Below are 26,155 nucleotides of genomic sequence, written 5' to 3' on the forward strand. Positions count from 1 at the left end.
AGGCGTGAAGAGACGATTTGCCTCTTGAAGCAGGGGCCGGCGACGTTTCACACTGCGGGCATCCGATACAGGTGTCCCAAACGCCGGTATGCCGCTCCGGCAAAACATGCTCCAGACGTCGCCGAAAGGGGTTACCCCCCCTGAAAGAGGACCTTCATATGCCCGCTGAGAAAATAGACACGCTGGTCGTCGGCGCCGGTCAGGCCGGGATCGCCATGAGCGAGCATCTCGGCAAGGCCGGCGTGCCTCACCTCGTGCTGGAACGGGACCGGATCGCCGAGCGCTGGAGATCGTTCCGCTGGGATTCCCTGGTCGCCAACGGCCCCGCCTGGCACGACCGGTTCCCAGGCATGGAATTCAAGGATGACGGCCCCGACGCCTTCGTCGAGAAAGAGAAAGTCGCCGACTATTTCGTCGACTACGCGAAGATGATCGACGCTCCAGTCCGCTGTGGTGTCGAGGTAACGTCCGTGACACGCAACGAGGGCCGCCCGGGTTTTCGTGTCGAGACATCGGATGGCGTGATCGAAGCCAACAGTGTGGTCGCCGCCACCGGCGCGTTCCAGACCGCGACGATCCCGCCGGTGGTCCCGGATACTCTGGGGATCACCCAGCTCCATTCCAGCGCCTATCGCAATCCCGGCCAGCTCCCGGATGGCGGCGTTCTGGTGATCGGCGCGGGCTCGTCCGGCGTGCAGATCGCAGACGAGCTGAACCGTGCGGGACGCAAAGTCACGCTCGCGGTCGGCCCGCATGACCGCCCGCCTCGTGCCTATCGCGGACGGGACAATTGCTGGTGGCTGGGCGTTCTCGGTAAATGGGAGGCCGCGACTCCGCCCGCCGGGGCCGAGCATGTGACGATTGCAGTGAGCGGGGCGCGTGGCGGAGAGACCATCGATTTTCGCAAGCTTACGGAACAGGGCCTCACCCTCGTGGGCCGCGCGGAAGGCTGCGAAGACGGCGTCATGGCGTTTGCCGATGACCTCCGCCGCAATATCGAGAATGGTGACAGGAATTACCTTTCCGTCCTGCAGGAAGCGGACGCCTATCTCGCCCGGACCGGGCTCAACCTGCCCGAGGAACCCGAGGCGCATGTCATTGGCCCCGATCCGGATTGCGTGACCAACCCGATCCGTGAGCTCGATTTGAAAGCAGCCGGGATCTCTACGATCATCTGGGCAATCGGCTTCGGACATGACTATAGCTGGCTGAAGGTCGATACCTTCGACGAGACCGGCAAGCCCTTGCACCAGCGCGGCGTCTCACGCGAGCCGGGGATCTATTTCCTCGGCCTGCCATGGCAGTCGCGGCGTGGATCGAGCTTCATCTGGGGCGTCTGGCATGACGCCAGATATGTCGCGGACCAGATCGCGATCCAGCGATCCTATCTGGATGTCGATGCCGCCGCCCGGTCGCGGGATACGACAAAGCTCTGAACCGGTACCACCCGGCGGCCAAACGGCCCGCCTTACCTTTCTTCACGGAGGCCAGCATGGCGCATGAACGGCTGCGGAAATTCAACACCAAGGACACCTACCCGGAGCAGAAGCTGGACAACGATCTGGCCCAGGCGGTGATCACGCGCGGCGGTCGGACCGTCTGGCTGCGCGGCCAGTGCCCGCAGGATCTGGACACGGCGAAGAACATCGAGAGTCACGATCCCGTCGAGCAGACTCATAAGGTGATGCAGAACATCCGCCAGCTTCTCGAGGAAGCCGGGGGCGACATGCATCATCTTGTAAAACTTGTCGTCTATATAACGGACGTTCGGCACCGGGAGGCCGTGTACCGAACCATGGGCGAGTACATCAAAGGCGTCCATCCGGTCTGTACCGGCCTTGTCGTCCAGGCGCTTGCCCGGCCGGACTGGCTGGTCGAGATCGATGGCACCGCCGTTATCCCGGATGATTAATCCGGACGCGTAATCAGGAGTTCCGCATGACCTTCTCCCTTGTTGCCCGCTGCGCCGAGACTGGCATGTTCGGCATTGCCATCTCCTCCTCCTCGCCCGCCGTCGCGGCGCGCTGCGCCTATACTCGCGCCGGCGTCGGCGCCGTCGCCAGCCAGAACATCACCGACCCGCGCCTCGGCCCACTGGTGCTGGACCGGATGGAGATCGGCCTCACCGCCGAAGGCGCCATCGAGGCAATGCGGAAGGAGTGCGAATTTCTCGACTACCGTCAGGTGCTCGCCGTCGACAAGCACGGCGGCAGCGCCATTCATTCCGGCGGTGACGCGCTGGGTATCTGGTCGGAAGCAAAGGCCGAAAACGTCGCGTCAGGCGGCAACCTGCTCGCCAACGCGGACGTCCCCGCAGCCATCGTCGCCGCCTTCACGGCATCCACCGGCCATCTGGGTGACCGGCTGATCGCCGCCGTGAAAGCAGGCCTCGCGTCAGGCGGCGAAGCAGGCCCGGTGCATTCCGCCGGCATGCAGATCGCGGACGAACTCGGCTGGCCCGTCGCAGACCTGCGCTGCGACTGGACCGAGGATTGCCCGGTCGAAGCAATTGCGACAGCATGGGACGTCTACAAACCCCAGCTCGACGCCTACGTCACCCGCGCCCTCGACCCGCGCGAGGCACCATCCTATGGGGTGCCGGGGGACGAGTGAGCTAATACCGGGTTGTGTCAGCCCAGTCTTAAACGCTACAGGTTGTGCCGACACGGGATCAGTGATCTGGGGATTCGAATGCGCGCCTTCTCGATGGCTCTCGCCTTTGCGGTTTTATTGTCCGGCTGCCAGACGACTAAACCGCTTGGGCCGCTCGCATTGCAGGACGGCTACGGCAGCGGGTTGCTTCAGCTTTGCTTCGGCCTTAATTCCGCAGAACGCAATTTTACCCTTACGGCGCAAGAAATAGATCCAGCCTCCCGTACGCTCGCCTTTGGCCCCGCTTCCCATAGGCTGGAAAAAACATTGCGGCTCCATGAAACGCGGGACGTCAATGGCGGCGCGTTCCTCGCCAAAAACAGGCGCCATTGCACATTCTGGCAATTCGAAGCGCCGGCGGGTGAGTATGCAATCGTCAAAGTGGGCGAAAGGCTTTCGACTGCCGGCAGTGCCGGCAGTGCCGGAGGTTCCCTGTTAGGTGCAGCATTAGGTGCAGCAATCGCCGTTGCGATTATCGCCACGGCTAAGAATGATGAAGTTGTCTTTGTCAGGGCTGACGGCAGCCTGAAGAACGACACACCGACATTTGAAATCCAACCGGGTGAGACAACGCATCTCGGTACAATCATGTATGATGGCGAGCAGGAGCCGCGCGAACAGCCCAGGCTCGACCCTAACGGGTATTGGGACGGCCAGAGCACCGACACCGTCAAAGTAACGAGACTTATTCTTGCCTATTTCCCAGCCGGGTCCGTGCCGGACACAACCAAGGCCATCGCGGGGAAATATGAAGCCAATCTTCCTCGGCAGACGATTTCCCATCTGACAGGCCGCACGGTCATTATCGAGGATTTTCCCGAAGTGGCTCCTCTGCCGCAATGAAGATCCGAGTAGGCCGACCTATTAGCATCCCAATATCGAGGAATAGAATGCGCACGACACTTCTGGCCATCTCCGCCATGTTTCTGCTGACCGCCTGCCAGACGACCGGGGAGCCCGTGCTGCCTTTGGATGTCACCAACGGGCAGGGTGCGGCGTCAGTCAAACTTTGTGTCACCGGCGATGTGCCCGACCGGTTTTACAGCGCCACGATCAGAAGCGTTGAAACCGTCGCCTCCGCGCCTGCAGCAAGTCAATCAAACGCCCGCACCGAGACGATTTCCTACCGCAAATATAACTTCCTCGAGGACGGCCGCGCGTGCCGGATGTGGCAGTTCGCGGCCCAGCCAGGAACCTTCGCTGTCACAGAACTCAGGGAATCCTATACCAGCCCCTATCCTGTAATCGGAACGCCGACCATGATGCTGACCGCAGCCATCGTCGCCGCCGACAAGAAAGACGATTTCGCGTCATTCACGAATGCCTCCGGGCACCTCACCAAAGACGCGCCAACATTCGAGATCCGCGAAGGACAGGTCAGCCGGCTCGGAACAATCATTTTCAATGGCCGTTTCGTTTTCCGACAGGTCCCCGTTATTGATAGCTCAGGATACTGGGACGGTCAGACGACTGAGGCCCACCAAGAGCCTAAACTCTCCGTCGAATATCAGGCTCCAGCCGAGAACGAGCCTGACAATGGTGCACCGATCGTCGGTAATATTACCGGGATGAGCATCCAGACTTTGGTCCCTCTTCTTGGGAAGGACATCATTCTGGAAGAACCGCCGAAGACAGTTCTGCCTCAATAACTCATCCCTCCGCTGCAACGAACGCGACCGACTGCTTCGCCGTTCGCATGACGTGCTTGCGTTTGATCCGCGACTGGAAGAACCGGTTTACCGCCGCCGCCAGAACCGGGGCCCAGGGGGCATCCGGGCGGGCCCGGATTTCCTCGCGGGTGGCGACCGGCAGCTTCACCATGTGGGCGGAGACGATATATTCCGGCTCCGCATGGTCGAAGAGACTAGGTAGCAGGTCCTCAAGAAAAGCTTCCGGATCATCCACCGCATAGGGCGCCGTGTCCTGCTGGGCCTCGACATAAGCAGCATTGCGGCCGGTAAAGCAGGCCATCTGCAACAGCGCGTCCGGCCAGAGATCCTCATGGCGTCCGCATTGCGCCCGGACCGCGTTGGCGAAGGTGATGCCGTGGGTAAAGTCGAGCCAGTTCACATTGTCCGGAACCGGGCGGTCGTGACGGGCACCCCAACTCGTATCGAAATGCAGCATCTGCCATGCGGCGGCGCCCATCAACGCATCGAACAGGGCTGTGCGGTCCCCGCTTGAGCGGTTCGCCCGATCAAGCGCGCGCGGCACGTTAAGACTGTAGAATTCATCCGGCGCGACCGGCGCATCGCCTGCCCCGTCCCATGCCTCCCGGGCCGGACGATATGCCTTGAACTCGGGGATCAGGTCTTCGCGGCTGGCATTCACCAGCGCACGGACCAGCGCCAGGTAAAGCGGCTCGGCCAATTCGTCGCCCAGTCGATCGACGAGCTGCCTTGTCTTGTAGCAATAGATCAGGGAATGACCGAAATCCTGATAGTGCGCGAGCGCGGCCCGGGTCATCGGCTCATCCAGCGCCTGCCATCCGGGACCGCGACAGGCGCCGCGCACCAGCGCGGCCGCTTCCGCCTCGTCTTCCGCCTCGATGGCATCCACCAACCGGTCCGCGTCGAACGCCGTCTCGCCGTCGGGGAATGGAAACCGCTCCCAGCGCAGGCTATCCCAGGCAAGATGGGCGACGATCTCGACATGCGGGATGATCGAAGAAGCCGCGTCCCCACCGCCGAAATCCTCTCCCAGCTCCAACCAGTCCGGTGCCGAGGCGATGGCGTGGGTGGTGCCCCATTCAAAATGCTCATGCGTCCAGAGTATCGCCTGCCGCACCGCGTCCAGAGGATCGCCCCCGGCCGCCTTCAGCCGGGCGATCTCTCGGGCCATGCGAGTGTAATTATGATCCCGAAAACTCTCTTTCAGATTACCGAGCGCGGTTTCGATCCGCTCCGCCACCGGAGCATCCGCTATATCGACAAAGATGGCGCCATCGCGGATTTGCGTGGGATAGATCCGCAACCGATCACCACCGACCTGATTGGCGCCGCTGACCAGATCGAATTTCCAGTTATGCCAGTTGCAGGTTAACCGACAGGCACCCGCCGCCTGATCAACAGTGCCCTCGATCAGGGGATAGCCTTCGTGCGGGCACCGGTTATTGCAGGCATGCACCTCGCCATCGACATGGAAGAGCACGATCTGCTTGCCTCCCGCCTTGAAGATCTTCCGGCCAACCTGCTCCAGCACAGTGAGCGGCATTGCCTCGACCCATTCGGGTTCCCGTCTTTTGTCCATGGCACATCTCCCACTTTTTTATCCGGTCAGCCCGGCCGCATGCCTTTTGCAGACAGCTCATCGATGGCCGCGTCCGTCTTCCGCAGATGACCGAGCCCCATGCCGCGCAGCACATGGTCCGCCTTGGTGAACTGGATGTTTTCGTAGCCGATGATTTCGACCCGGTTGCCCCAGGGGTCGAGAAAGTCGAGGAAACGATCCGGCAAGGGCAGGATCTCCACCCCGTTTGCCACCAGCGCTGCCCGCACGGCTTCCTTGTCAGCGACCACAAGGCCGACATGCCGCTTCACATCAGCAGGCTGCATCCGGCCCAGGACCAACGCGATGAACTGGTCGCCAAGATCGATCTCGGCCTGGGTCTCGCTCCGGCCACGCTGCTCGAACTGAAAGAGCTTGCCGTAAAAGGCCAGCGCCTCGTCGAGATCTCCGACCTCCAGCGCAATGTGATTGATCCCGACGACCTGAACCGGGGCGGGAGTTGAAGTCAGGATCCGACTCTCAGCGGGTTCTTCCGGCACGGCAGATCTCCTCGCAACGACGGGTGCGTTACGGAGCATTCTGCGCCGGCAATTTATTAAATCAAGATTTTTCTTTTTTAATCAAAACATGGGCTCAATCCCGCATGAACAGATCCCGCGAAGCGGGCCGGCCGCGCAGCCGGGTCAGCAGCCAGAGGATGATTCCGAGTCCGCCGAAGACCAGCCAGGCCGGGAACAGCAGGACTGTCACCATCACCGGGTGCCAGAGAAAGGGATGCAGATAACGGGCGATGGCCGGCTCGGCGAGTTGCAGGCTATCCCGGTGCAATCCGGCCCAGAGCGTGCCTGCATCCATGATGCGCAGCGCCTCCGCCTGGTAGCTCGCATATCCGTCCCGCGCGGCGAGTGCCAGCGCAATCAGGATCAACAGCAGCGCAATAAACCGGATCAAACGCCTCATACATCCCCCGGCGCGCCCTCACCGGTTCTCCGGCGGACCTGCGCGCAAACAACTGACGAGCCCCCTAACAGTCTGGAAAGACTACACCAATCGAGCCCCACAACCAATCGTACCGCGCATATCCGGGGGTCAGCGGCGGAACTGTCTTTTTTTCTTCAATTTCAGGCTTCAAATCGTTGCAAAGCCCGGACGGCTTTTGTATGGTCCGCGCCTCTTCAGGAGGGATGGCCGAGTGGTTTAAGGCGCACGCCTGGAAAGCGTGTTGGGGTGTAAGCCCCTCCGGGGTTCGAATCCCCGTCCCTCCGCCAGCTTTCCAATATCAATTTAATATTTTTTACGTGACGGGAAACCGCCCCGCATATCGTGCCCGGGTTGATCGCCCTTAGAGGGGCCGATTGCCTCAGACATATGCGGCCTCACCACGAATCACGCGACAGATCAGGCGGTCACTGGTTGCTCGAGGGCTTCCACCAGGGCGTTCAGGGCGGCTTCGGTGAAACGCCACATATTGGCTTCCCGGTTTCCGTCACCGGTCTCCAGCGTGAAGACCCGGGTCGTCGGGCCGCAGAGCGCGATGCAGGTGTGACCGGCGGCGTCGCCATAGCGGTTGCCCCTCGGGCCCGAGGCTCCGGTCTCCGCCAGTCCCCAGGTGGTGTCCATCTTCCGCCGCATGGTCTCGGCCAGCAGGGCCGCGTAGGGCTCGGAGGAGGAGCGCATGCCCGGGTGCTGTTCAAGCGCGATATCCGTGAAGATCTCGCGGGCCTTGTGGGTGTAGATCACTCCACCGGCGACAAAGTAGGCCGAGGCGCCCGGCACCGCCAGGAGGGAGGCCGAAATCAGCCCGCCGGCGGAGGACTCGGCGACGGCTATGGTCTCGCCGCGTGCCGTCAACAACCGTCCAGCGGCTTCACCAAACCCAGCCAAATCACGCATCCTGTTAGTCCTTCCGTCGCGCCTTGATTCGCGCTGTCTGTTCATCCGATCAATGTTACCCGCGCGGCAGAGCGATGGCCACAGGCCGGAAAAGTCCGGCGCGCAGTGATGGCTGATCCCTACCTCTGACTGAAATCGATCCGGGGCTGGAGAACTTTTAAGGACCTCACATGCTGAAGTTGACTCAGTACACATAATTTCTATGCTCAATTTTTACGTGCGGCATTCGGCTGGGGAAGTTAATGGGCGTTTGGTCGGTCGGGATTGTCGATTCGGGGGTTACGAACGAGACGGAAGCCGTCTACGGGCCCAACCTGTACGAATACGATTTTTACTACAGGAACAGCGACACTGACGGATGGCGCACGACGTCCCATGGATCTGATGTCGCGCAATCGGTCGAACAGACAAACGGCGCGCTTGAGCGGATCGACCTGCAGATCACCAGCAACAGCGAATATTATCTATCGACCTCGGCGATCAACAACGCGCTTAGTCAGATTGGCACCCTGCACGACTCCGGCTGGCATATCGGCGCCTACAATATGAGCTTTGGCAGCCCCTACTCTTCCTGGACCTCGCCGTTCCAGGCGCAGATCGATGCTCTTGCCGGACGCGGCATATTCGGAGTCGCTTCTTCAGGCAACGGGGGGACGGCAGCCGGCTTCGAGAACCCGACGTATCCAGCGGGCCTTTCCAACGTGATCTCGGTCGGCAGCCATGACGGCAGCGGCAACCCGAGCTGGTTCTCGCAGAACAGCCCCTCCACGGTTCACGTGCTTGCCGATGGCGAGAACTTCCCCGGTGTTGGCGACGACGGAACGAGCTTCGCAGCTCCGCAGGTGGCGGCGACGGTCACCACCGTCCAGGCGCTGGTTGAAGGCGTCACATCGGATCGGCTGTCGTTTGGGCAGACAATCGACGTTCTGCAACTGGGCGGCGCCGGGCCCCAATCGGAAGTTGATCCGGCCAACGGCGCGACAACTTATTTCCTGCATACCCACCAAGGGTCCGTCGATTACGCCTTATCGACTTATGTCGATCCGCACTTCAGCGGCCTCGAATATATCGCCTCCTTCAGCGACCTCGAGGCCGCGTTCGGTCGCGACGCCGGCGCTGCGCGCACTCATTATATTCAAGCCGGCGTTTACGAAGGGCGCACCGTTGAGTTCGACGGGCTGGAGTACGTCGCCAGTCACGCCGACCTGATCGGCGCCCTCGGGACGAACCGAGCCGCAGCGGCGGCCCACTACCTCGATGCAGGCCGCGCCGAGGGGCGCACGACCACATTCGACGCAGACAACTATATGAGAGCGAACCCGGACCTCGCCACCGCCTTTGGCGGGAACGACGATCTGGCGACACGGCACTACATCGCAAACGGATTCAACGAAGGCCGCGCAACGACATTGACGCAGCAGCCTGTTTCAGAAGGCGCCACCGATCTACCAAGAAGCACCAACACGTACGGCTCCGTCGGGGTGGGCCAGTCTGTTACTGGCGAGATCGGACAAAAAGGAGACCGCGACTGGTTCCGTACGGAACTGAACACCGGCGAAGCGGTTGCCATCCGGATACGCGGCTCTTCAACCGGCGGCGGAACCCTTGAGGACCCCTACCTACAGGTCCGGGGTGCCGAAACCGGTATCCGGGTCGCGGATAACGATAGCGGCGAAGGCAAGGATTCCTATCTCGTTTACACGCCGACAGCGAGCGACTCCCACTACATCGAGGTCTCCGGACTATTCAGCGGGACCGGCACTTACACAATCGAAGTATCTCGCGCATCCAACGCGACGCTTGCCGAATTGGCGGACGGTTCCTCACCGTTTGATCCTGGCAAGGCCCCGTCCTCCGACGACATCCAGCTGACCACTCTCGGCCCCGAGCCGACCTATACGGACTGGATCCTCTGAGCCGCTCCTATCTCTGCCCCCGCACCACAGTCCCCGGCAATTCCCCCGTCGCCTCGCCGCCCCGGTAGGTCACCTTGCCGGAGACGATGGTCGCGTCATAGCCGGTCGATTTCTGCATCAGCCGCTTGCCGTTCGCCGGCAGGTCGTAGGTGACGTAGGGGTCGGAGAAACCGACCTTGTCCCAGTCGATGATATTGACGTCGGCCTTCTTGCCGGGCGCCAGCACGCCCCGGTCGGACAGGCCGGCGGCGCTGGCCGTGTCGGAGGTCAGGCGGCGGATCACGTCGGTCATCGGGAAGCGGGCCCGGTCGCGGCCCCAGTAGCTCATCAGCCAGGTCGGGTAGCCGGCATCGAGGATGAAGCCGACATGGGCGCCGCCATCGCCCAGCCCCATGATCGCGTTCTTGTCCGCCAGCATCTCTTCCGGCGCGCTCATATCGTAATTCGCGTAGTTCACCAGCGGCGTATAGATGAAGCCGCGCCCCTCCCGCTCCAGCAGAATGTCGTAGGCGACCTCGGGCGCCGAGCGGCCTTCGCGCTCAGCGATTGCCTCAATCGAGTCACTCTTCGCAGGCTCGTAATTCGCGGGTGAGCCGAGGCGGAACATCTTGGAGAAGGAGATCCGGTGGATCAGCGGGAAGGTGCTGTCCTTCACCGGGTCCTCGGCGAGGATCTTCCGGCGCACTTCCGGATCGCGCATCGCCGCGACCCGCTGGTCGAGCGGCAGGTCGCCGATGGAGCGATATGTGGCCGTGCCGGAGAACGGGTTCTGACTGCCTTCGAGGCCGAGCAGGATACCAATCGGCCGCGGCGCCACCACCGGCCGGATCGACAGGCCATCGTTCGCCGCCTCGCCCGCCAGCCGCAGCAGGTCACGCCAGAAATCCGGCCGGTTATGGCGCTGGTTCAGGGTGAAGACGGCGGTCCGACCGCTGTTCTCGACGATGCGGCGGAGCATGGCGAACTCGGTTTCCGGGTCCGGCTCGTCCCAGTCCGAGACGATCTCGAGGAACCCGGCGCCGGCATCCGCCATCCCGCGCGCGATGCCGGTCAGTTCCTCCTCCTGGGCCCGCAGGGTCGGCGTGTAGTCACCGGCGAGGCTCTTGTGGCTGATGGTGCGCGAGGTGGAAAAACCGAAGGCGCCGGCCCGCACCGCGTCCGCCGAGATCTCCCGCATCCGGGCGATGTCTTCCAGCGTCGCATGTTCGAGATTGATCGCCCGTTCGCCCATGACATAGACCCGGACCGCCGCATGGGGCAGCAGCACGCCGAGATCCATGTCGCGCGGCAGCGTCTCCAGCACGTCGAGATATTCCGCGAAACTCTCCCACTGCCAGTTCAGCCCCTCATGCAGGACCGGGCCGGGAATATCCTCGACCCCTTCCATCAGCTCGACCAGCTTCTCCCGGTCCTCCGGCTTGCAGGGCGCGAAACCGACCCCGCAATTGCCCATGATCGCCGTGGTGACGCCGTGCCAGGCCGAGGGCGCCATGTGCTTGTCCCAGACGGCCTGGCCGTCATAATGGGTGTGAATATCGACGAACCCTGGCGTGACGAGCTTGCCGCGCGCGTCGATTTCCTCGGCGGCGCTCTGCGCTCCGAAATCGCCGATCCCGACGATCTTGTCCCCGGCCAGCGCCAGGTCCGCCTCGACCGGCTCCGCCCCGGTGCCGTCGACGATGGTGCCGTTCCGGATGATCAGTGTGGGCTCAGCAGACATGGCGCATTCTCCCGATTTTCGTTCTCTTTTTTCGTGAGTGTGAGCCTGCGGGCCGGTCCCGTAAAGGTGCAGGCGGGCATCAGTGTGGTGACAGGGACAGAGGCTTTCCGACGATCCGGCGGGACGCCGCCGCTGCAATCGCGTTTTTCCCGAAAGAAGCCGGAAAGCACCTATAGAACTGTCCTAGCGGACCGACATGCCCGGTTCTGTTAGGTTTCGGCGACAAGGACGACTACACGCCGTCGCGTGACTTTGTTGCAGCCGGTAGCGCGCTGCACAGCCGCGCGGGATGGGAAATAGCGCTGGTCCGGCATCCGCGGGTATGAATGACTCCCAGAGTCCGGAATGGATCAAGAGAAGAGCATGCGCCTCACTGACAACGCCACGGCCTCCGGAACACTAGACGACCCAACGGTCCTGTCGGCGATTCTCAAGGGCACGGTCGTCGGCTATCTGAAGCGACGCACACCGACGACGGATCTCGGCCTCGATGACTATGCCAGTCGACGTTTTGCCTCCTACTTCGGACGATTCGGAGCTTCGGTGCGGATCTTCGATCCTTCGCATCATTCAGGGCAAGAGCTGGTCAGCTTCCTGACAACTGAAAAGCCAGCCTTTGTATTTGCGTTCAACGGCGCCGGCATCGGAGCGAGGGCCGCCGGTGCGGACGCCAATACCTCAACCAGTACCTACGACGATTGCCGCGTGCCCTACATCTGCCGGATCAGCAATCCGGTGTTCTCCCGGAACTCTGCCCGCAGCTTCGGTCCCGGCCCCAAGCTCCGCACGATCCTGTTGCACGATGCTCATGAGCTGGGAGTGGCTCGCCGGCTCATGGGTGTCGGAGATATCGTCGGCGGATTGCGGGGCAATCCGCTGGACGTCACGGCGAACGGACCGGGGGCGTGGCAACCGGCTGACCAGCGGCAACACCGATTGTTGGTAGCGTGCGATTACGTGCCACCCGAAGAAATTCGCAGGCAATGGATGGATCATTACGGTCCGCTGGGTCATCTGCTCGATCATGTGCTGGAGGCAGCCTCGCCGTCCGGCACGCAATGCCTCGCCGAGACGGCGTTGCCGGTGCTGGAGAGCGCGGGATTGATGGACATCCGGTATATGCAGGTGGCTACGGCCGTGCTCGAAGGGGCGAACCTGATGCTGAAGATGGCACGACGCCGCCAGGTGCTGCGGCAGACGCTCTCCACACCCTGCCACTACGTTTTTCATGGAACTCCACCAGCACTTCCATTCCATTCGGACAGCACATTTGAGAGACGTGTGCCGGCCGACCGGCTGGCGGACATGATCGGCAACACGCGCGCCTATCTCGCGTTCAACCCGCAGAACATGAGCGGAGCCTTCGGCGAGCGCATAACCGAGGCGGTGGCCCGCGGAACCATGGCAATCTGCATGGAGAACAGTGCCGCACGCGCGGTATTCGATGACGGCGAGGGGCCGGTTTTTTTCGATCCTGACAAGGATGACTTGTGCGACAGGCTCCGGATGATCCTCGAAGACCCGACGGTCACCGAGCGGACCCACTCGGCCTACACGAGCATGCAGCGGCGTCATGGCGTGAACCACTTTGTGGCATCCGTGCTGCGGACCATTGCCGCAAAGCACCCGTGGAGCCAGGTCGGTCGCCGCGTCCTGGAACTCGGGCTAACGAATTGATCCGATTAGCTGCCGTGGCGCAAACCTGCTGCATGCGGCCGCTGTGCCGCGCCCCTGTCGGGAAGCCCGAGCGCATGCGCCGTGGCCTCCAGATAGGCAAGACCGTAGCACTGGTCCGGCTCCAGATGCGCCCCCTCGGCCCACTCGTTCCAGGCATTCACGAAGACCAGAGGCGCGGTTGAGGATTCGGCAAATCCGTTTTGAGAAACGACGGCGCGCAGCCAGGAGCCGTACGCTTCGGGCGTGCTGTCGACAAATATCTTGGCGTCGCGCCCTCGACGCGCGGTGTTGTCCCAGCTCGTCATGAGACCCCGAAACAGCGGGTAGTCCGGAAGTGCCCGCTCGACGGCGCGATCTGCGACCGACGGATAGTCGACAATGCGTCCGCTAAAATCGGCGGGCACCCCGGGAACCGAGCCGGTCACGTCTTTGCCGCGGGCGCCGTGAGGATAGAATTCGACAGCAGAATCGAAGCCGAGCGCCAATGGGTCACCAAGCCCGAAAGTTTCCATCGCCGATATATGCAGACGGCCAAGCCCCTCTTCTTCGCAGCGCCGGCGCCAGTGCGCCAGCGTTTCGCGAGGCTCCGACAACAGGGCAGCCCTGTAGACAAGCAGTATCGGGCCGCCGTCGGTGCGGATGTAGCGGCGGTCGCGCAGGACGGGCAGGGCGTCTTCGATGAACGCGCGATCTGCGGCCGGAGTATGAGTCTGCTGCAACAGGACCTCGTTGTCCCGCCCGTCCCAGCGCCGCGTCAGGGTTTCGTTCGCCCAGCAGATGCAAAAAGGGAAGTCAGGCTCGCCTGACTCCAGCACCTCGTTCAGAGGGCGTTCAAGGAACCGGCGCCCCTGAAACGAGTAGAAGTAGTAACAAAACCCATGGATCCCGTACGCCCGGGCCAGATCTGCCTGCGCTTGACGAGTCTCTGACACGCGCAGGTCATAAAAACCGAGATCTGCCGGTAGGTGCGGCTGGTAATGTCCCGGAAACAACGGTTGCGCGCGTGTGACATTCGTCCATTCGGTGAAGCCGCGCCCCCACCACGCATCGTTCTCCGGAACCGGATGGTACTGCGGCAGATAGAAGGCGATCAGCCTTGCCAAATAATTCATGGGAGCAATGCGGTGCTATTGATTGCGGCGATTCTGGTCCCGTATTGGCTCACCGGCACGTCTGAGGCGAGATACACGGCCCGGTACAGACAGCTCTCCGGTGCGTAATGCGCCGCAATGCGCGGCAGCCGGCCGGATCTGCCCGCTTGCGCCCCGTGAATCGTGGCAGAGTCGAAGAACACGACATCGCCACGGTGCGTGCTGACGCAGATCTTGCGGCCTTGGTAGGTTGAATTCATGGCATGCGCGACGTCAGCGATGTAACGGTTGTCAGCAACGCGTTCGGAATCGGTCTCCACCACAGTTCGATGCGAACCGGGGACGACGAATAAACGATTGTTGTCGTCATCGGCAGAGTCCCACAGGGGGATCCAGACGCCGACAACATGGCCGCTGGGAACAGTGTCGGTATAGGCGCAATCCTGATGCGGACCGTTGCAGCTCTCATCCAGCCAAAGTGACTGCACCACGCGAAACGGATCGGCCGAAAGACCATCAAGCAAACCAGCAATGGATGGGTGGGCCATGATCGCTGCGACGGCTTCGCGGAAGGGCTGAAAACTCGAGTCCTCCTCCAGATGTATGTTCATCAGCGGGTTCAGGAGTCCTCCTTTGCCGAAACGGTGGTACTCCCGCTTTGTGCTTTGCCGGAGATAGGCAGTGCGAGACTGACGAACGTCACGCTCGAAGCATTCAAGTGCCTGATCGAGCATGGGCAACGGCAAGATTCCATGCCCGATGGCAAAGCCATCCGTCGAAAGTTGCTGCGAAAACTGCTGCCTAGCAGATATACCGCCGTCTGACACGGCCTCCCCCCCACGAGTATTCATACGGCTCATCTGCAACGCAGATCCCGGCGCGGATGACAGCTTCTGAGCCAGAATCCTTGAGAATATGGATTTTCTCCGGCCCCCTTACCATAAAAATAGTCTGCATTTACGAAACTTACGGAATTAGTGAGAATTTTGTACATTAAAAAACAGTCTGTTTTCGCCAAATTTTGCCCCTCCAAACAGTGTCCGGCCATCCGCCGGATACAGGCGGGCACGAGTGTGGTGACACCCGCGCCTAGTCCGCCGCGACCGCCGGGTTCTCACTGGCGGCAACAAACCGCCGCTTGCCGGCGCGCTTCGCTGCATAGAGTGCGCTATCGGCCGCCTTCGAAACGGACGCACGGTCCGTCCCGTCGCGCGGATAACTCGATAGCCCGACAGACGCCCCGATAGAGACAGTCACTGGATCACCCGTCCGCTGCACGATCTGTATCGGCGCCGAAATAGCGTCAATCAGACGCTTGGCGATGCGCTCGGCCGTCGTGCCATCTTCCGAGTCCGGGATCGCGATGACCGCCAGAAATTCGTCGCCACCGGACCGGGCGATGATGTCGGACGACCGGAACATCCCCTTCAGCCTTTCGGCGATCTGCCGGAGCACAGCGTCACCCGCATCATGACCATAGGTGTCGTTGATCGGCTTGAAGTCGTCCAGATCGATGGCAAGAACCGCAAACGGCGAGGTCAGGCCGGCACGTTCGGCAAAAAAGGCGTCGAGGCCGGCCCGGTTCGCCAAACCCGTCAGCGGGTCTGTATTCGCCCTGTCCTGCAGGTATTCGGCCTGTCGCTCCGTGGAGATCAAAGCGGACAGCAAAGACTGGAAGGCGCGACAGAGAGTCTGCACCTCCCGGGGACCCGGAATGTCGGGGAATGACCGGCCGCGCTCGGTCCGCATGCTCTCCACCGCATCGGTCATGGCCTGCAGCGGGCGCACCAGCCGGGAGGCGAGTATCATCGCCAGCACACAGGCGGCGAGAAGGATCAGAACTGCGGCGGCAATCATCGCGGCTATGACGTCCGACACCGGCTGCAAGATGTCTTTGGCCGGGGCCCGCGTCAGCACCGACCACCCCAGGCCGGGGTAACTGCCTTCGCCGTCGGTCGCCGTGTAGCCAGTAACGTAGTCGCGCCCGTCGGGCCAGGCCTCCACCGCCCAGCCGGTCAGGCCTCGACGTGCGGCGGCAACGGACTCGAGATCCATGGCATGGCCGATAAGCTCGGGAACGGGACTAAGCAGTATGGTCCCGTCACGTGCGACGACGAATATCTCGACCATCCGTTCCGAGGCATTGAAGGTCAGCAGGGTGTCCGCCACGTCCGTCGCCCAGCGCCAGCTCAGATGTGCGGCGAAGATCCCCTGCAGCGCCCCGCTTTCGTCGAAGACCGGTTGGCTGATATCGACGAATTTCATCGCCTCGCCGGTCGGGTTTGGCAGGAGCGCGGCGAGCAAAACCGCATCGTGCACGTCTCCGATGAAAGTATCTTTCCTGGCTTCCGTGTAGACGGGACGCTGGGAGATGTTCTTGCCGACAAGGATACCATCCGTGGCCGCGATCACCGTGCCTTTGGTGTCGAGAATGCCGACCCAGGTGAAGGCGCTGACCTCATCCTTCAAACTGTCGATCAAGTTCTGGATCGAGTCCGTGCGCCGCATCTCGCTGATCGTCGGCAGCCCCGCCAGGATCCGGACTTCGGAGAGACGTATGGCCATTTCCCGGTCGAGCCGGTCCGACATCTCGGTCGCAAGCACCGCCATGGAATGGCCGATTTCGTGTGTCAGCTCCTTGGCGGAAATCCGAACGAAAACCACCGTCGTCGTCCCGATGGCCGTGATCAGCAAGATTGCCGCGAGCAAGACGATTTGCAGACGGAATGTCATCCTGATTGTATGTCCCTGCCTGATAGTCGCTGTTCGCGCTCTCCGTTCAAACGGGGAACGGAGCACCAGCTTTTACGAGCCGTTTCGCGAAGACTACTATGGTATTCACAAGGACAGCAAGAAAAGGCACCGCCGCCACTCTCCGCGCCGCTCGCCTGCCTTCCTGCCGAAATTCCATCAATCGGCGCGCTCCGGCTTTGCTAGCCTCCTGGCAAAACACGAAGCACTAATATCGCGAGGGGAAACGTGGCAATGGATAGCTCAAGCAAGGTAGCCCTGATCGGCGCCGGATTGATGGGGCATGGGCTCGCCCTGGTGCATGCGATCGCCGGGCATCCGGTGAAGATGACCGATATCAGCGAGAACCAGCTGAAGATCGGCATCGACCTCGCCGCCAGCGCGCTGGAAACAATGGTGTCAGCCGGCGCCATCGCCCGCGCCGACGTGGCCCCGATCCTCGCCCGGATCACGCCAGTGGCTACCCTCGCCGACGCGGTTTCGGACGCGGATTTCATTATCGAGGCGGTGGTCGAGAACCGAGATGTGAAGCGCACGGTCTATGCCGAGATCGAGGCGGCGGCCCCGGCGAAAGCGCTGATCGCCAGCAACACCTCCTATCTCGACGTCTTCCCGCTGGTTCCGGCCGGGTTACAGAGCCGTTTCATCATCACCCATTGGTACACGCCGCCCTACATCATCGACCTGGTCGATATCGCCGGCGGACCCGAAACCGATCCCACCCACCTGACGACGATGCGGGATCATTACCGCGCCATCGGCAAGAAGCCGGTGCTGTTCGAGCGCTTCACGCCGGGCTATGTCGCCAACCGGCTGCAGGCGGCGATGACGCTGGAAATCACCCGGATGCTGGACGAGGGCTGGGCCAGTCCCGAGGCCATCGACGATAGCATCAAATACGGCCTCGCCCTGCGCATGGCGACCATGGGCGCACTGATGAAAGCGGACTTCACCGGCCTCGACATGACCCGGCGCTCGCTCTCCAACAAGATGTACACACCGCCGGAAGTGAAGGGTTACAGCGAGACCCTGGAAAAGCTGATCGCCGACGGCAAGATGGGCGTGATGAGCGGGTCGGGCTATTTCGACTATGGCGACATGAAGCCGGACGAGCTGTTCCGGAACCGGGATATCGGGCTGCTGAAGCTGAAGGCGGCTGTGGAGACGGTGGAGGAAGAGACGCCGCTGTCGCCGAAGGGGTGATCCGCATGGATGCGATGGAAACGGACTATGTCGTGGTCGGTGCAGGCTCCGCCGGCTGTGTCGTGGCGAGCCGCCTGAGCGAGACCGGGGCAAAGGTGCTGCTGCTGGAGGCCGGGCCCGCGGACCACAATCCCCTGATCCACATTCCGGCCGGCGTGAAGAGCCTGCTCTATAACGCGAACGTCAACTGGAACTATGCGAGCGAGCCGGAAGAGGGCACGGCAGGACGGGCGATTCACTGGCCGCGCGGACGCGTCATGGGCGGGTCGCACTCGATCAACGGGATGCTCTACGTGCGCGGCAACCCGGCCGACTACGACGGCTGGGCGCAGCTCGGCTGCCGGGGGTGGAGCTTCAGCGACGTCTTGCCCCTGTTTCGCCGGTCCGAGCGCTACGACAAGGGCGAGGAGGGCATCCGGGGGCGCAGCGGCCCGATGCCCGTCGAGGATTACCGGACCATTCTGCCACTGACCCACGCCTTCGTGCGCGCGGCCCAGGAGGCCGGTTTTACCCTGAACCCCGATTACAACGGCGCGCAGCAGGACGGGGTCGCTTATTCGCAGATGACGCGGCGCGGGCGCTGGCGCGCGTCGACCGCACGCACCTTCCTGGCCGAGGCGCGCAAGCGCCCCAATCTGCGGGTCGAGACGGAGGCCATGGTGCAAAAGCTGACCTTCGAAGGTCGCCGGTGCACCGGGCTGGTGTTTCGCCGCCACAGCGAGGATGTCCGCGTCCGCGCCACCCGCGAGGTGATCCTGTGCGGCGGCGCCGTCAATTCACCGCAAATCCTGCAGCTCTCGGGGATCGGCCCGGCCGGACATGTCGCGGGCCTCGGACTGCCGGTGGTGCAGGACCTGCCCGGCGTGGGCGCCAACCTGTCCGATCACTACGTCACGCGCATCACGCACCGGGTGCGGGACGCGATCTCGCTGAACGAGCTGTCGCGGGGCTGGCGGGTGCTGCGCGAGATTGGCCGCTTTGCGCTTTTCGGCAACGGAGCGCTGACCTTCGGCGTGACCAGCGCGATGGTGTTCTGCCGCAGCCGCGAGGGCCTGGAGAGTCCGGACCTGCAGCTCCTGTTCACGCCGGCCAGCTACGATCCGGACAAGCCGCTGGCGCTTGAGCGCGCGCCCGGAATGGCGACGGTTATCTGTCCGACACGCCCCTCCAGCCGCGGCACGGTGATGGCCGCCAGCCCGGATCCGTCGGAGCCGCCCCGCATCAAGCCGAACTATCTGTCGGATCGCGACGATCTGCGCGTGATGCTGTCCGGCATGGAGCATGTGCGGCGGATCTTCGCGGCGCCGTCCCTGGCGCGCCACAGCTCTGCGGAACTCTGGCCGGGATCGGCTGCAGCGGACGAGGTCGCGCTCGCGCAATTCGCCCGGGAACGCGGCACCACGCTCTACCATCCGGTCGGCACCTGCAAGATGGGGATCGATCCGATGGCGGTCGTCGACCCGGAGCTCAGGGTCCGGGGCATCGAGGGGCTAAGGGTCGCCGACGCTTCGGTGATGCCCTATCTGACTACCGGCAATACGAACGCCCCCACCATCATGATCGCCGAGAAGGCGGCCGATCTCATCCGGGCTGCGGCGGGATAACCATCGGGGCGCCCCCCGAAATCAATCCGACGTGCCGTCGATATAGACCCAGCCCTCGCCTTCGCGGCGAAACCGGCTGGTTTCGGTCTGCCGGCCCGTCCGGGTGCCCGTGCGCCACGTCGCGGTGAAGCGCACAGTCGCGGTATCGGGGCCGGTCACCTCAACGCGGTCAATCACGAGCCCGGTCCAGACCTGGGCGGGGCCCAGATCCAGGATCAATGGCCGCGTCTCCGCTGCCCAGCTCTTCTGCAGGTAGGCCGCATTTCCCCGGCTGAACGCGCAATAGCGGGAGCGCATCAGCTCCTCCGCATCCCGCGCCGGCGCCCCTGAATGCAACCGGCCACAACAACCGAGATAGCTCTTCCCGCTGCCGCACTCACATGGTTCAAACAAAGCTCTCTCCCATCAGGGCGCGCCCCATCAACTGGCACTCAGGTCGTCGAGATAGATCCGCACGGCATTCTGAACATGCCGGAAGCGGTCGCCGCCCAAATGCTTGCCGCCGAACCATCGCGTCACCACGATGATATGGTCGTGCAACCCTTCCCGCTCCAGCATGCGCAGGATCACCATTCCCGCGCCCGCCTCGCCATCGTCGTTTTTCGACGCCGTATCGGCGGTCAGCAGGGCCCACGTATTGTGCGTGGCCTTGGCGAATTTCTTTTTGGCGCAAAGCGTCTTGATAAAGGCCTTGGCCTCCTCTTCGGACGCGCACGGACCGCCCGAGACCGCATATTTGGAGCCACGGTCGCTGATGATGTTCTCGAGAATACGCATCGCGCAGGCTTAGGACGATCTGGTGACGGCAGCAAGGGGGCTGCGTTGGAGACGCCGGTATTTCGAAAGACGCTTCGGTCAGGACTCCGTCCTGTCGGTGTCCTGTACATCGGAGAGAATCTTGCGGTCGAACCCATGAAGTGACTGGCTGCGGCTTGCGCTCAGCACCTGCTCCCGGAAGTCGGCAAGCGCGTGACGCGCGGCAAGCGGAAAAGACGCTTCCACCCTGACAAGGGTTTCCGAAAGCTGGCGGACGACATCCGCGTCGGTAATGCCGTATCGTGCAATCGCTGCGAAGGCCCGGCAGGCCACATCCTCCAGAACGACAGTTTCGGTTAAGAGACGTACCTGGCAGTGCCGATCCAATTGCATCGTCGAAGGGATGCTCCGTCCGTCTACGCGACCAAGGACTTCTCCCAGTCTGTCAATGCAGTAGAGAGCGGTTGTCGGGTCATTAAAGCCGGGCGACAGGGATCGTTGGGCCAGCTCCACGATGCGATGGATGGCAAACTCCAGATCCTGATGGGGTGTCCGATCCCGCCCGATGACGACCGCACCGCAAAGCTGTTCTTCGATCTTGTCCGATACCCGGTCCTGCGGATATGCGGTGATCACGCACACACCTTTGGTGACAAACTGACCGGGCGGCGCATCGATCCGCAGAACAAGATCATGCTCCGTGGCAATCCGCATCAACGCGTCAACGCCGACATTCTGCACATATCCGCCAAAGTCGGCCGCGATCTGCCTGCTGTCCGCATCGAAGCCGTCAGGCATCTGGTGGCCGGCACCCTGCTGGGGTCGTTCGTCAAACAGGCGATCAACAGCGCAACAACCTTCGTAAGCAAGTTTCGCCAACAGGGTTTCGATCCGGATCGACGTTGCGATGTGATGAATGAAATAGATCAGAACAGCGACACTGGCCGCGGCCAGAACAACACCGAACCCGACCGCCAGATGGGGGACGAAGCTGGAACCCTCCATGCCCCGCACCGACCGCAGCACGAACAAGCAGTACAGAAAGGTCGCGATGAATGTGCCCAACACGATCTGGTTGCTGCGATCGCGCATGAAGTTGTCCAGAACCCGCGGCCCGAACTGCGAGGAGGCAAGCTGCAACGACAACATCGTGATTGAAAAGATCAGGCTCGCCACCGTGATCATCGAGGTTGCGATCACCGACAGGATCGACCGCGCGCCCTCGGGCCCGAACGTATAAAACGCACTCGGGTCATCCGTCAGGTCCACGCCGCGCAGGATATCGACCTCGATGAACAGAAACGAAAGCGCCACAGCCACGATGACCATGACCGTAGGCACGAACCAGAAGCTGGAGTTCAGCCGGTCCCACAACGCGATGACGCGGGTTATCGAATAGGAGGCGGCCATGACCAACTCTTTCCTTGTCGCCGCCTGGGTCGCAAGCCAGGTCGCAAACTTGCCGACCTGACGGCGAAGCCGCTTTCCTTCGCAGTGAAGGGGGTCATCCGGGGCCGCGCAGCTTGAGCCTCAATCCTAGTGCGATGTCGCCCACCGCACCACCCGCTTGATCTCCGCACGCAGGCGAAGTGCCTGAAGGATCTGGGTGAAGAGAACGACGGCATATGGCGCGGTTCGGCGCGCGGGCGTTCTCTGCGGTCTCCCGGATGGAAAGCGCCAGCGCCTTACCGCCCGACGGCAAGAAACCGGTGCTGTTCGACTGCGTCACGCCCGGCCATGCCGCCAACTGGCTGCAGGCGGCGATAACGCTGGAAATCACCCAGATGCTGGACGAGGGACTGGGCCGGCGCCGCGGCCATCGACGACAGCATCAAATACGGCCTCGCCCTGCGCATGGCGACCATGGGCGCGCTGATGAAAGCGGATTTCACCTGCTTCGACATGACCCGCCGCTCGCTCTCCAACAAGATGTGCACGTTGTCGGTGGTGAAGGGGTGAAGTTTGTCCGCTAGATGGTCACACTCAGTCGTCATTCATACTCAGCTCACCTAGACCAGCGCGGTACTTCTCAGTCATCTCATGATGCCAATCAGCCATCCGATCCCAGTTTTTCGGATCGCGGCCGTTGATCGACAGCGTTTGCATATAGAAGTAGTTGGTCTTGCCGCCATCCTCGAACGGTACGCCGATTGTCTTGTCCAACTGGTCTCTGTTGGTCTCAAGGGTAATGACTGTGCTTTCGCGGTCTCCCGCCCTGGGGCCTCGGATGAACACCCCGATTTTGTCCTGTCCGACGAACTGGGTGACGATAAGCCCCAACTCGGGAAAACTCAGCCACCGACTGCTCGTCCGGGCGTGCCCGAGTTGCGCCTCGCCCGGATAGCGGTCGATCAGGTGAGCCCAATAGGATTCCCGAAACTTGGTGATTTCCGATATTGGCCCGCTGGCGCTCTCACGTGCCATAGACTTCACTTTGCGGTCCCATTGATTGGGCCGTGCCAGAACATCAAATACCGGCGCCAATGGAGAGTCACCAATTCGGACGACTTTGACCCTAACGGCAATGAACGCGAACTCTTCGGTCGTATGCTCGTTTAACCAGTTCACAGCAGAGAGATGCGCCTCCCTAAATTCAGAGGCGATCCAGATAACCGTGCTGGCTTCCAGGCCCGCGAGATAGGTTAGAATTTGGCCAAGGTGCGTGTGGTCCGTCTTCTCCAATTGATTCTCAATGAGGACGAGCGAGCCGTCACCGAGATTACGCGCCAAGATATCGGCTGAGAAGCTCTCAACCGCGACTTCGCGCCCCTCCAATTCGAGTTCAAGGCCAATCTCACGAGACAATTGATCGAGGTGATCGGCAAGCCACGGGGTGAACTGATGCGCTTCGTGCATCCAGGCCTCGCGCAACGGAACATCCACGAGGGTTCCGAAATCAATCATTCTCCACCTCCCAAATCAATCCTAGAAAATTACATTTGAACTCGCTCCGTTTAAGGCAGAGACAAAGCCACACTTCGTCAAGATATTTCCCCGAGACAGAGCGATTTCAGACCGGCCCCAATATGCCTTTGTCCGCAACCGACCCGATTGTCGACTAAATTGAGCCACCGATAAGAGGGTACAGGCTCAGTACCCCATAATCTTTATGAGCCTTGAGAATTCTATGCTTCCATTGGACCAATTGAACAGCATTTGAGGGACCGAAAATGGCATTCTGGTGGGTTGCACAAAATCAGTCCTATAAACATGAGCGCGCAGGCGAATACCTTTGGGCGCCGAAGATTGATAAATCCAATAACACTCGATTTTATTGGGAAACGATGAACAGCGTATCGATTGGAGACAGTATCTTCTCTTATTCCAATCAAAAGATCCCAACGATTAGCATCGCTCAGACAAGAGCTTATGACGCGCCAAGACCAAGAGAGTTTGGTGACAATTCGACCTGGGACATGGACGGGCGCAAGGTCGATTTGCAATGTCAGGATCTCGACTCTCCCATATCTGTTCCCGACATCGTTGGCGGCCTCAAACCTTATCTTCCAGAGACTTACTCCCCAATTAATAGAAACGATCACGGCAATCAGGGGTACCTGTACGAGTTGCCGGATCAGGCCGGCCGGTTTTTGCTGAGCTGCGCAGGTAAGAACGAGTCCGATATTGGTGAATTGCTTATTGAGAAAGCAATTTCCAGATCCTCTTTCATTGATAAAACTGAACGAGAAGCCCTTGTTAAATCTCGTCGTGGTCAAGGAAAATTCAGGTCAGATCTACTTGTATTGTGGCATGGGAAATGCGCTGTGACGGGGTCTGCAATTCAGCAAATCCTTAGGGCTTCGCACATAAAACCATGGGCTGATTCGAACAACGCGGAGCGGCTCGACCCTAATAATGGGCTTTTGTTAGTCGCGCATTATGATGCCGCTTTTGATGCGGGCTTAATAACGTTCGAGAACTCTGGACAAATTCGACTTTGTCCGAGTGTTCCTGTTGAAGCTTTCATCTCAGCTGGAATTAAACCAAGTAGTTCGCTCGCGAGACTACAACCAGAGCACAAAGAGTATCTGTCACATCATCGGCGGTGGGTATTTCAGGATCAATGACTGTTGCTACGGCTTTAGTAACCCCACCAACGGGCGCAAGAATCTGGTTGGGCATCTGACAGCTTCGCCCCCGCCAATCTCCGCATTGCGCCCAGCATCAAAACAAACACAAAACACCGTCGGCTAATTCGGTAGTGTGTCTTCGAGATTAACGACAAGCTTCCATGACGACCCCCGAGAGCGCCCTCCATGCACCCCATAATCCTCTTCACCGGCTATCTCCTCATCACGGTCACCCCCCTCCTCCTCAGCGCGCTCCAAAACCTCCCGCCGCGTCCCCTGCTGGATGAAATCGCCTCAGGCCTCGGCATGACGGCGTTTGCCATTTTGCTGGTCGAGTTCGTGCTGTCGGGGCGGTTCCGGGCGATTTCGGGGCGGATCGGGATGGACGTGACCATGCGGTTTCATCAGCTCGTGGCCCGCACGGCGCTGATTTTCGTTCTTGTTCATCCCTATCTCTACAGCGCGGAGTTTCTCGGCACGCCGCTGCCGTGGGACCCGACGGGGCAGTTCACGCTCGGCCTCGATGCCGGCTCGCTGATCACCGGGCTGATCGCCTGGGTGGCGTTGCCGTGCTTCGTGCTGATGTCGATTTTCCGGGACCAGCTGCCGTATCGCTACGAGGTCTGGCGGGCGATGCATGCCGTGGGTGCGGTGGTGATCGCGGTGGCGGTGACGCATCACGCGCTTGAGGCGGGGCGGTACAGTGCCGATCCATGGCTCGCCGGGTTCTGGCTTGTGCTGCTCGCCCTCGCCCTTACCTCGCTGGTCTGGACCTACGTGATCGCGCCGCTCGGGGAGGCGCGCCGGCCTTATGAGGTCACCTCGGTCAGGAAGATCGCGCTCAGGACATGGGAGCTCGCCCTGCGGCCCCGGCGCGGCGACGCGCTCGCCTTCGAGGCGGGGCAGTTCGCCTGGCTCAAGCTGGGGCACAGCCCGTTCTCATTGCAGGAAAACCCGTTCTCGATCAGCTCGGCCCCCGCCGAGCGCCCGAATGTCCGGTTCGTCATCAAGGAAGCCGGGGATTCCACCCGGCATATCGGAGACGTCGCGCCGGGCACCGTCGCCTGGCTCGGCAACGCGCATGGCAATCTCACGCTCAAGGGGCGCACGGGAACAGGCATCGCGCTGATCGCCGGCGGGGTCGGCATCGCGCCGCTGCTCTCCATCGCCCGGCAGCTCCGGGCCGAAGACGACCCGCGCCCGATGATTCTCCTCTACGGCAACCGCACCGCCGAGCAGATCGTCTACGCGGATGAGCTGGAAGCGCTTTCCGGGCGCCCGAACACAGAGGTCATCCACGTCCTGTCGGAGCCCGCGCCGGGCTGGGCCGGGCGGGTCGGGCTGATCGACCGGGAGACCATCGGGCAGGTCTTCGCCTCGGAAGACGCTTGCGACTGGCTCTATATCCTGTGCGGGCCGCCCGCCATGCTGGAGACTGTCGAAGACGCCCTGCTGGCGCACGGGGTTCCGGCGCAGCAGATTATCGCCGAGCAGTTTTATTATGATTAGGGGGCTGGGCTCATGAAGTTGCGACACAGAATCCAGGCCGGTGTCTGGGGGACCAGCGCCCTGATCCTCCTCGCCATTCTGGTCT

24 protein-coding genes and 1 tRNA gene are annotated in these 26,155 nt (G+C 61.7%); 12 read left to right on the forward strand and 13 right to left on the reverse strand.

The genetic code is table 11. From position 1 onward, the window contains the following. The first annotated feature begins 158 nt into the window (after positions 1-158). From VOI22_RS11495 to VOI22_RS11515, 5 genes are all read left to right on the forward strand, one after another. On the forward strand, positions 159-1,436 hold the full coding sequence (locus tag VOI22_RS11495; protein WP_323796623.1) for an NAD(P)/FAD-dependent oxidoreductase: 1,278 nt from the start codon (positions 159-161) through the stop codon (positions 1,434-1,436). A 56-nt stretch (positions 1,437-1,492) separates the two neighbouring features. Next, complete coding sequence (locus tag VOI22_RS11500; protein WP_323796624.1) at positions 1,493-1,912, forward strand: RidA family protein; 420 nt, start codon at positions 1,493-1,495, stop codon at positions 1,910-1,912. Between the two features lie 26 nt (positions 1,913-1,938). Beyond that, on the forward strand, positions 1,939-2,613 hold the full coding sequence (locus VOI22_RS11505; RefSeq protein WP_323796625.1) for a DUF1028 domain-containing protein: 675 nt from the start codon (positions 1,939-1,941) through the stop codon (positions 2,611-2,613). A 78-nt stretch (positions 2,614-2,691) separates the two neighbouring features. Beyond that, the gene (locus VOI22_RS11510; RefSeq protein ID WP_323796626.1) at positions 2,692-3,495 is read left to right on the forward strand and encodes a hypothetical protein; all 804 of its coding nucleotides are present in this window, start codon (positions 2,692-2,694) and stop codon (positions 3,493-3,495) included. 47 nt (positions 3,496-3,542) lie between these two features. Next, the gene (locus VOI22_RS11515) at positions 3,543-4,301 is read left to right on the forward strand and encodes a hypothetical protein (RefSeq protein WP_323796627.1); all 759 of its coding nucleotides are present in this window, start codon (positions 3,543-3,545) and stop codon (positions 4,299-4,301) included. 1 nt (position 4,302) lies between these two features. On the opposite strand, the gene VOI22_RS11520 is transcribed toward VOI22_RS11515, so the two are convergent. The 3 genes from VOI22_RS11520 to VOI22_RS11530 all read right to left on the reverse strand — a co-directional run bounded on the left by VOI22_RS11520 (position 4,303) and on the right by VOI22_RS11530 (position 6,840). Continuing rightward, positions 4,303-5,901, reverse strand: coding sequence for a Rieske (2Fe-2S) protein (locus VOI22_RS11520; RefSeq protein WP_323796628.1), 1,599 nt, complete (start codon positions 5,899-5,901; stop codon positions 4,303-4,305). A gap of 26 nt (positions 5,902-5,927) precedes the next feature. Next, positions 5,928-6,419: a VOC family protein gene (locus VOI22_RS11525; protein WP_323796629.1), complete on the reverse strand. Its 492-nt coding sequence runs from the start codon at positions 6,417-6,419 to the stop codon at positions 5,928-5,930. A 94-nt stretch (positions 6,420-6,513) separates the two neighbouring features. After that, the gene (locus VOI22_RS11530) at positions 6,514-6,840 is read right to left on the reverse strand and encodes a hypothetical protein (protein ID WP_036552955.1); all 327 of its coding nucleotides are present in this window, start codon (positions 6,838-6,840) and stop codon (positions 6,514-6,516) included. 218 nt (positions 6,841-7,058) lie between these two features. Between VOI22_RS11530 and VOI22_RS11535 the strand changes: the two genes are divergently transcribed. Then, positions 7,059-7,148 (forward strand) — tRNA-Ser (locus VOI22_RS11535). 130 nt (positions 7,149-7,278) lie between these two features. Here the strand turns inward: VOI22_RS11535 and VOI22_RS11540 are convergent. Further along, positions 7,279-7,773, reverse strand: a complete 495-nt coding sequence (locus VOI22_RS11540) for a CinA family protein (RefSeq protein ID WP_323796630.1) — start codon at positions 7,771-7,773, stop codon at positions 7,279-7,281. 242 nt (positions 7,774-8,015) lie between these two features. Here VOI22_RS11540 and VOI22_RS11545 point away from each other — a divergent pair, with 242 nt between their 5' ends. Next, positions 8,016-9,689, forward strand: coding sequence for a S8/S53 family peptidase (locus VOI22_RS11545; RefSeq protein WP_323796631.1), 1,674 nt, complete (start codon positions 8,016-8,018; stop codon positions 9,687-9,689). Between the two features lie 7 nt (positions 9,690-9,696). Here the strand turns inward: VOI22_RS11545 and VOI22_RS11550 are convergent, their stop codons facing one another. Then, positions 9,697-11,409 (reverse strand): N-acyl-D-amino-acid deacylase family protein, encoded by a 1,713-nt coding sequence (locus VOI22_RS11550; protein ID WP_323796632.1) that lies wholly within the window; start codon positions 11,407-11,409, stop codon positions 9,697-9,699. 363 nt (positions 11,410-11,772) lie between these two features. Here VOI22_RS11550 and VOI22_RS11555 point away from each other — a divergent pair, with 363 nt between their 5' ends. Further along, complete coding sequence (locus VOI22_RS11555; RefSeq protein ID WP_323796633.1) at positions 11,773-13,086, forward strand: glycosyltransferase; 1,314 nt, start codon at positions 11,773-11,775, stop codon at positions 13,084-13,086. 5 nt (positions 13,087-13,091) lie between these two features. On the opposite strand, the gene VOI22_RS11560 is transcribed toward VOI22_RS11555, so the two are convergent. The 3 genes from VOI22_RS11560 to VOI22_RS11570 form a co-directional block, all read right to left on the reverse strand. Next, positions 13,092-14,198 (reverse strand): glycoside hydrolase family 99-like domain-containing protein, encoded by a 1,107-nt coding sequence (locus VOI22_RS11560; RefSeq protein ID WP_323796634.1) that lies wholly within the window; start codon positions 14,196-14,198, stop codon positions 13,092-13,094. Beyond that, a complete protein-coding gene (locus VOI22_RS11565; RefSeq protein WP_323796635.1) occupies positions 14,195-15,037 on the reverse strand; it encodes a phytanoyl-CoA dioxygenase family protein in 843 nt (280 codons plus the stop codon). Before VOI22_RS11565 ends, VOI22_RS11560 begins: the two co-directional genes overlap by 4 nt. 229 nt (positions 15,038-15,266) lie before the next feature. Beyond that, complete coding sequence (locus VOI22_RS11570) at positions 15,267-16,910, reverse strand: sensor domain-containing diguanylate cyclase (RefSeq protein ID WP_323796636.1); 1,644 nt, start codon at positions 16,908-16,910, stop codon at positions 15,267-15,269. 252 nt (positions 16,911-17,162) lie between these two features. On the opposite strand from VOI22_RS11570, the gene VOI22_RS11575 reads away from it, so the two are divergent. Together VOI22_RS11575 and VOI22_RS11580 are read left to right on the forward strand one after the other, a co-directional pair. After that, complete coding sequence (locus VOI22_RS11575; protein ID WP_323796637.1) at positions 17,163-18,131, forward strand: 3-hydroxyacyl-CoA dehydrogenase family protein; 969 nt, start codon at positions 17,163-17,165, stop codon at positions 18,129-18,131. Between the two features lie 5 nt (positions 18,132-18,136). After that, positions 18,137-19,735, forward strand: a complete 1,599-nt coding sequence (locus VOI22_RS11580) for a GMC family oxidoreductase (RefSeq protein ID WP_323796638.1) — start codon at positions 18,137-18,139, stop codon at positions 19,733-19,735. Between the two features lie 21 nt (positions 19,736-19,756). On the opposite strand, the gene VOI22_RS11585 is transcribed toward VOI22_RS11580, so the two are convergent. The 5 genes from VOI22_RS11585 to VOI22_RS11605 all read right to left on the reverse strand — a co-directional run bounded on the left by VOI22_RS11585 (position 19,757) and on the right by VOI22_RS11605 (position 23,395). Then, positions 19,757-20,128 (reverse strand): YchJ family protein, encoded by a 372-nt coding sequence (locus tag VOI22_RS11585; RefSeq protein ID WP_323796639.1) that lies wholly within the window; start codon positions 20,126-20,128, stop codon positions 19,757-19,759. A 27-nt stretch (positions 20,129-20,155) separates the two neighbouring features. Next, positions 20,156-20,512 carry a YigZ family protein gene (locus VOI22_RS11590; protein WP_323796640.1) on the reverse strand — a complete coding sequence of 119 codons (357 nt, stop codon included), beginning with the start codon at positions 20,510-20,512 and terminating at the stop codon, positions 20,156-20,158. A 78-nt stretch (positions 20,513-20,590) separates the two neighbouring features. Further along, a complete protein-coding gene (locus VOI22_RS11595) occupies positions 20,591-21,901 on the reverse strand; it encodes a DUF2254 domain-containing protein (protein ID WP_323796641.1) in 1,311 nt (436 codons plus the stop codon). 275 nt (positions 21,902-22,176) lie between these two features. Next, the gene (locus VOI22_RS11600) at positions 22,177-22,485 is read right to left on the reverse strand and encodes a hypothetical protein (protein ID WP_323796642.1); all 309 of its coding nucleotides are present in this window, start codon (positions 22,483-22,485) and stop codon (positions 22,177-22,179) included. Continuing rightward, positions 22,475-23,395 (reverse strand): hypothetical protein, encoded by a 921-nt coding sequence (locus VOI22_RS11605; protein ID WP_323796643.1) that lies wholly within the window; start codon positions 23,393-23,395, stop codon positions 22,475-22,477. Before VOI22_RS11605 ends, VOI22_RS11600 begins: the two co-directional genes overlap by 11 nt. A gap of 266 nt (positions 23,396-23,661) precedes the next feature. Between VOI22_RS11605 and VOI22_RS11610 the strand changes: the two genes are divergently transcribed. After that, positions 23,662-24,558, forward strand: coding sequence for an HNH endonuclease (locus tag VOI22_RS11610; protein WP_323796644.1), 897 nt, complete (start codon positions 23,662-23,664; stop codon positions 24,556-24,558). Positions 24,559-24,747: 189 nt separating this feature from the next. Further along, a complete protein-coding gene (locus VOI22_RS11615) occupies positions 24,748-26,070 on the forward strand; it encodes a ferredoxin reductase family protein (protein ID WP_323796645.1) in 1,323 nt (440 codons plus the stop codon). The last annotated feature ends 85 nt before the right edge of the window (positions 26,071-26,155 follow it).

This window comes from Nisaea sp. (assembly GCF_034670185.1).
GTDB lineage: Bacteria > Pseudomonadota > Alphaproteobacteria > Thalassobaculales > Thalassobaculaceae > Nisaea.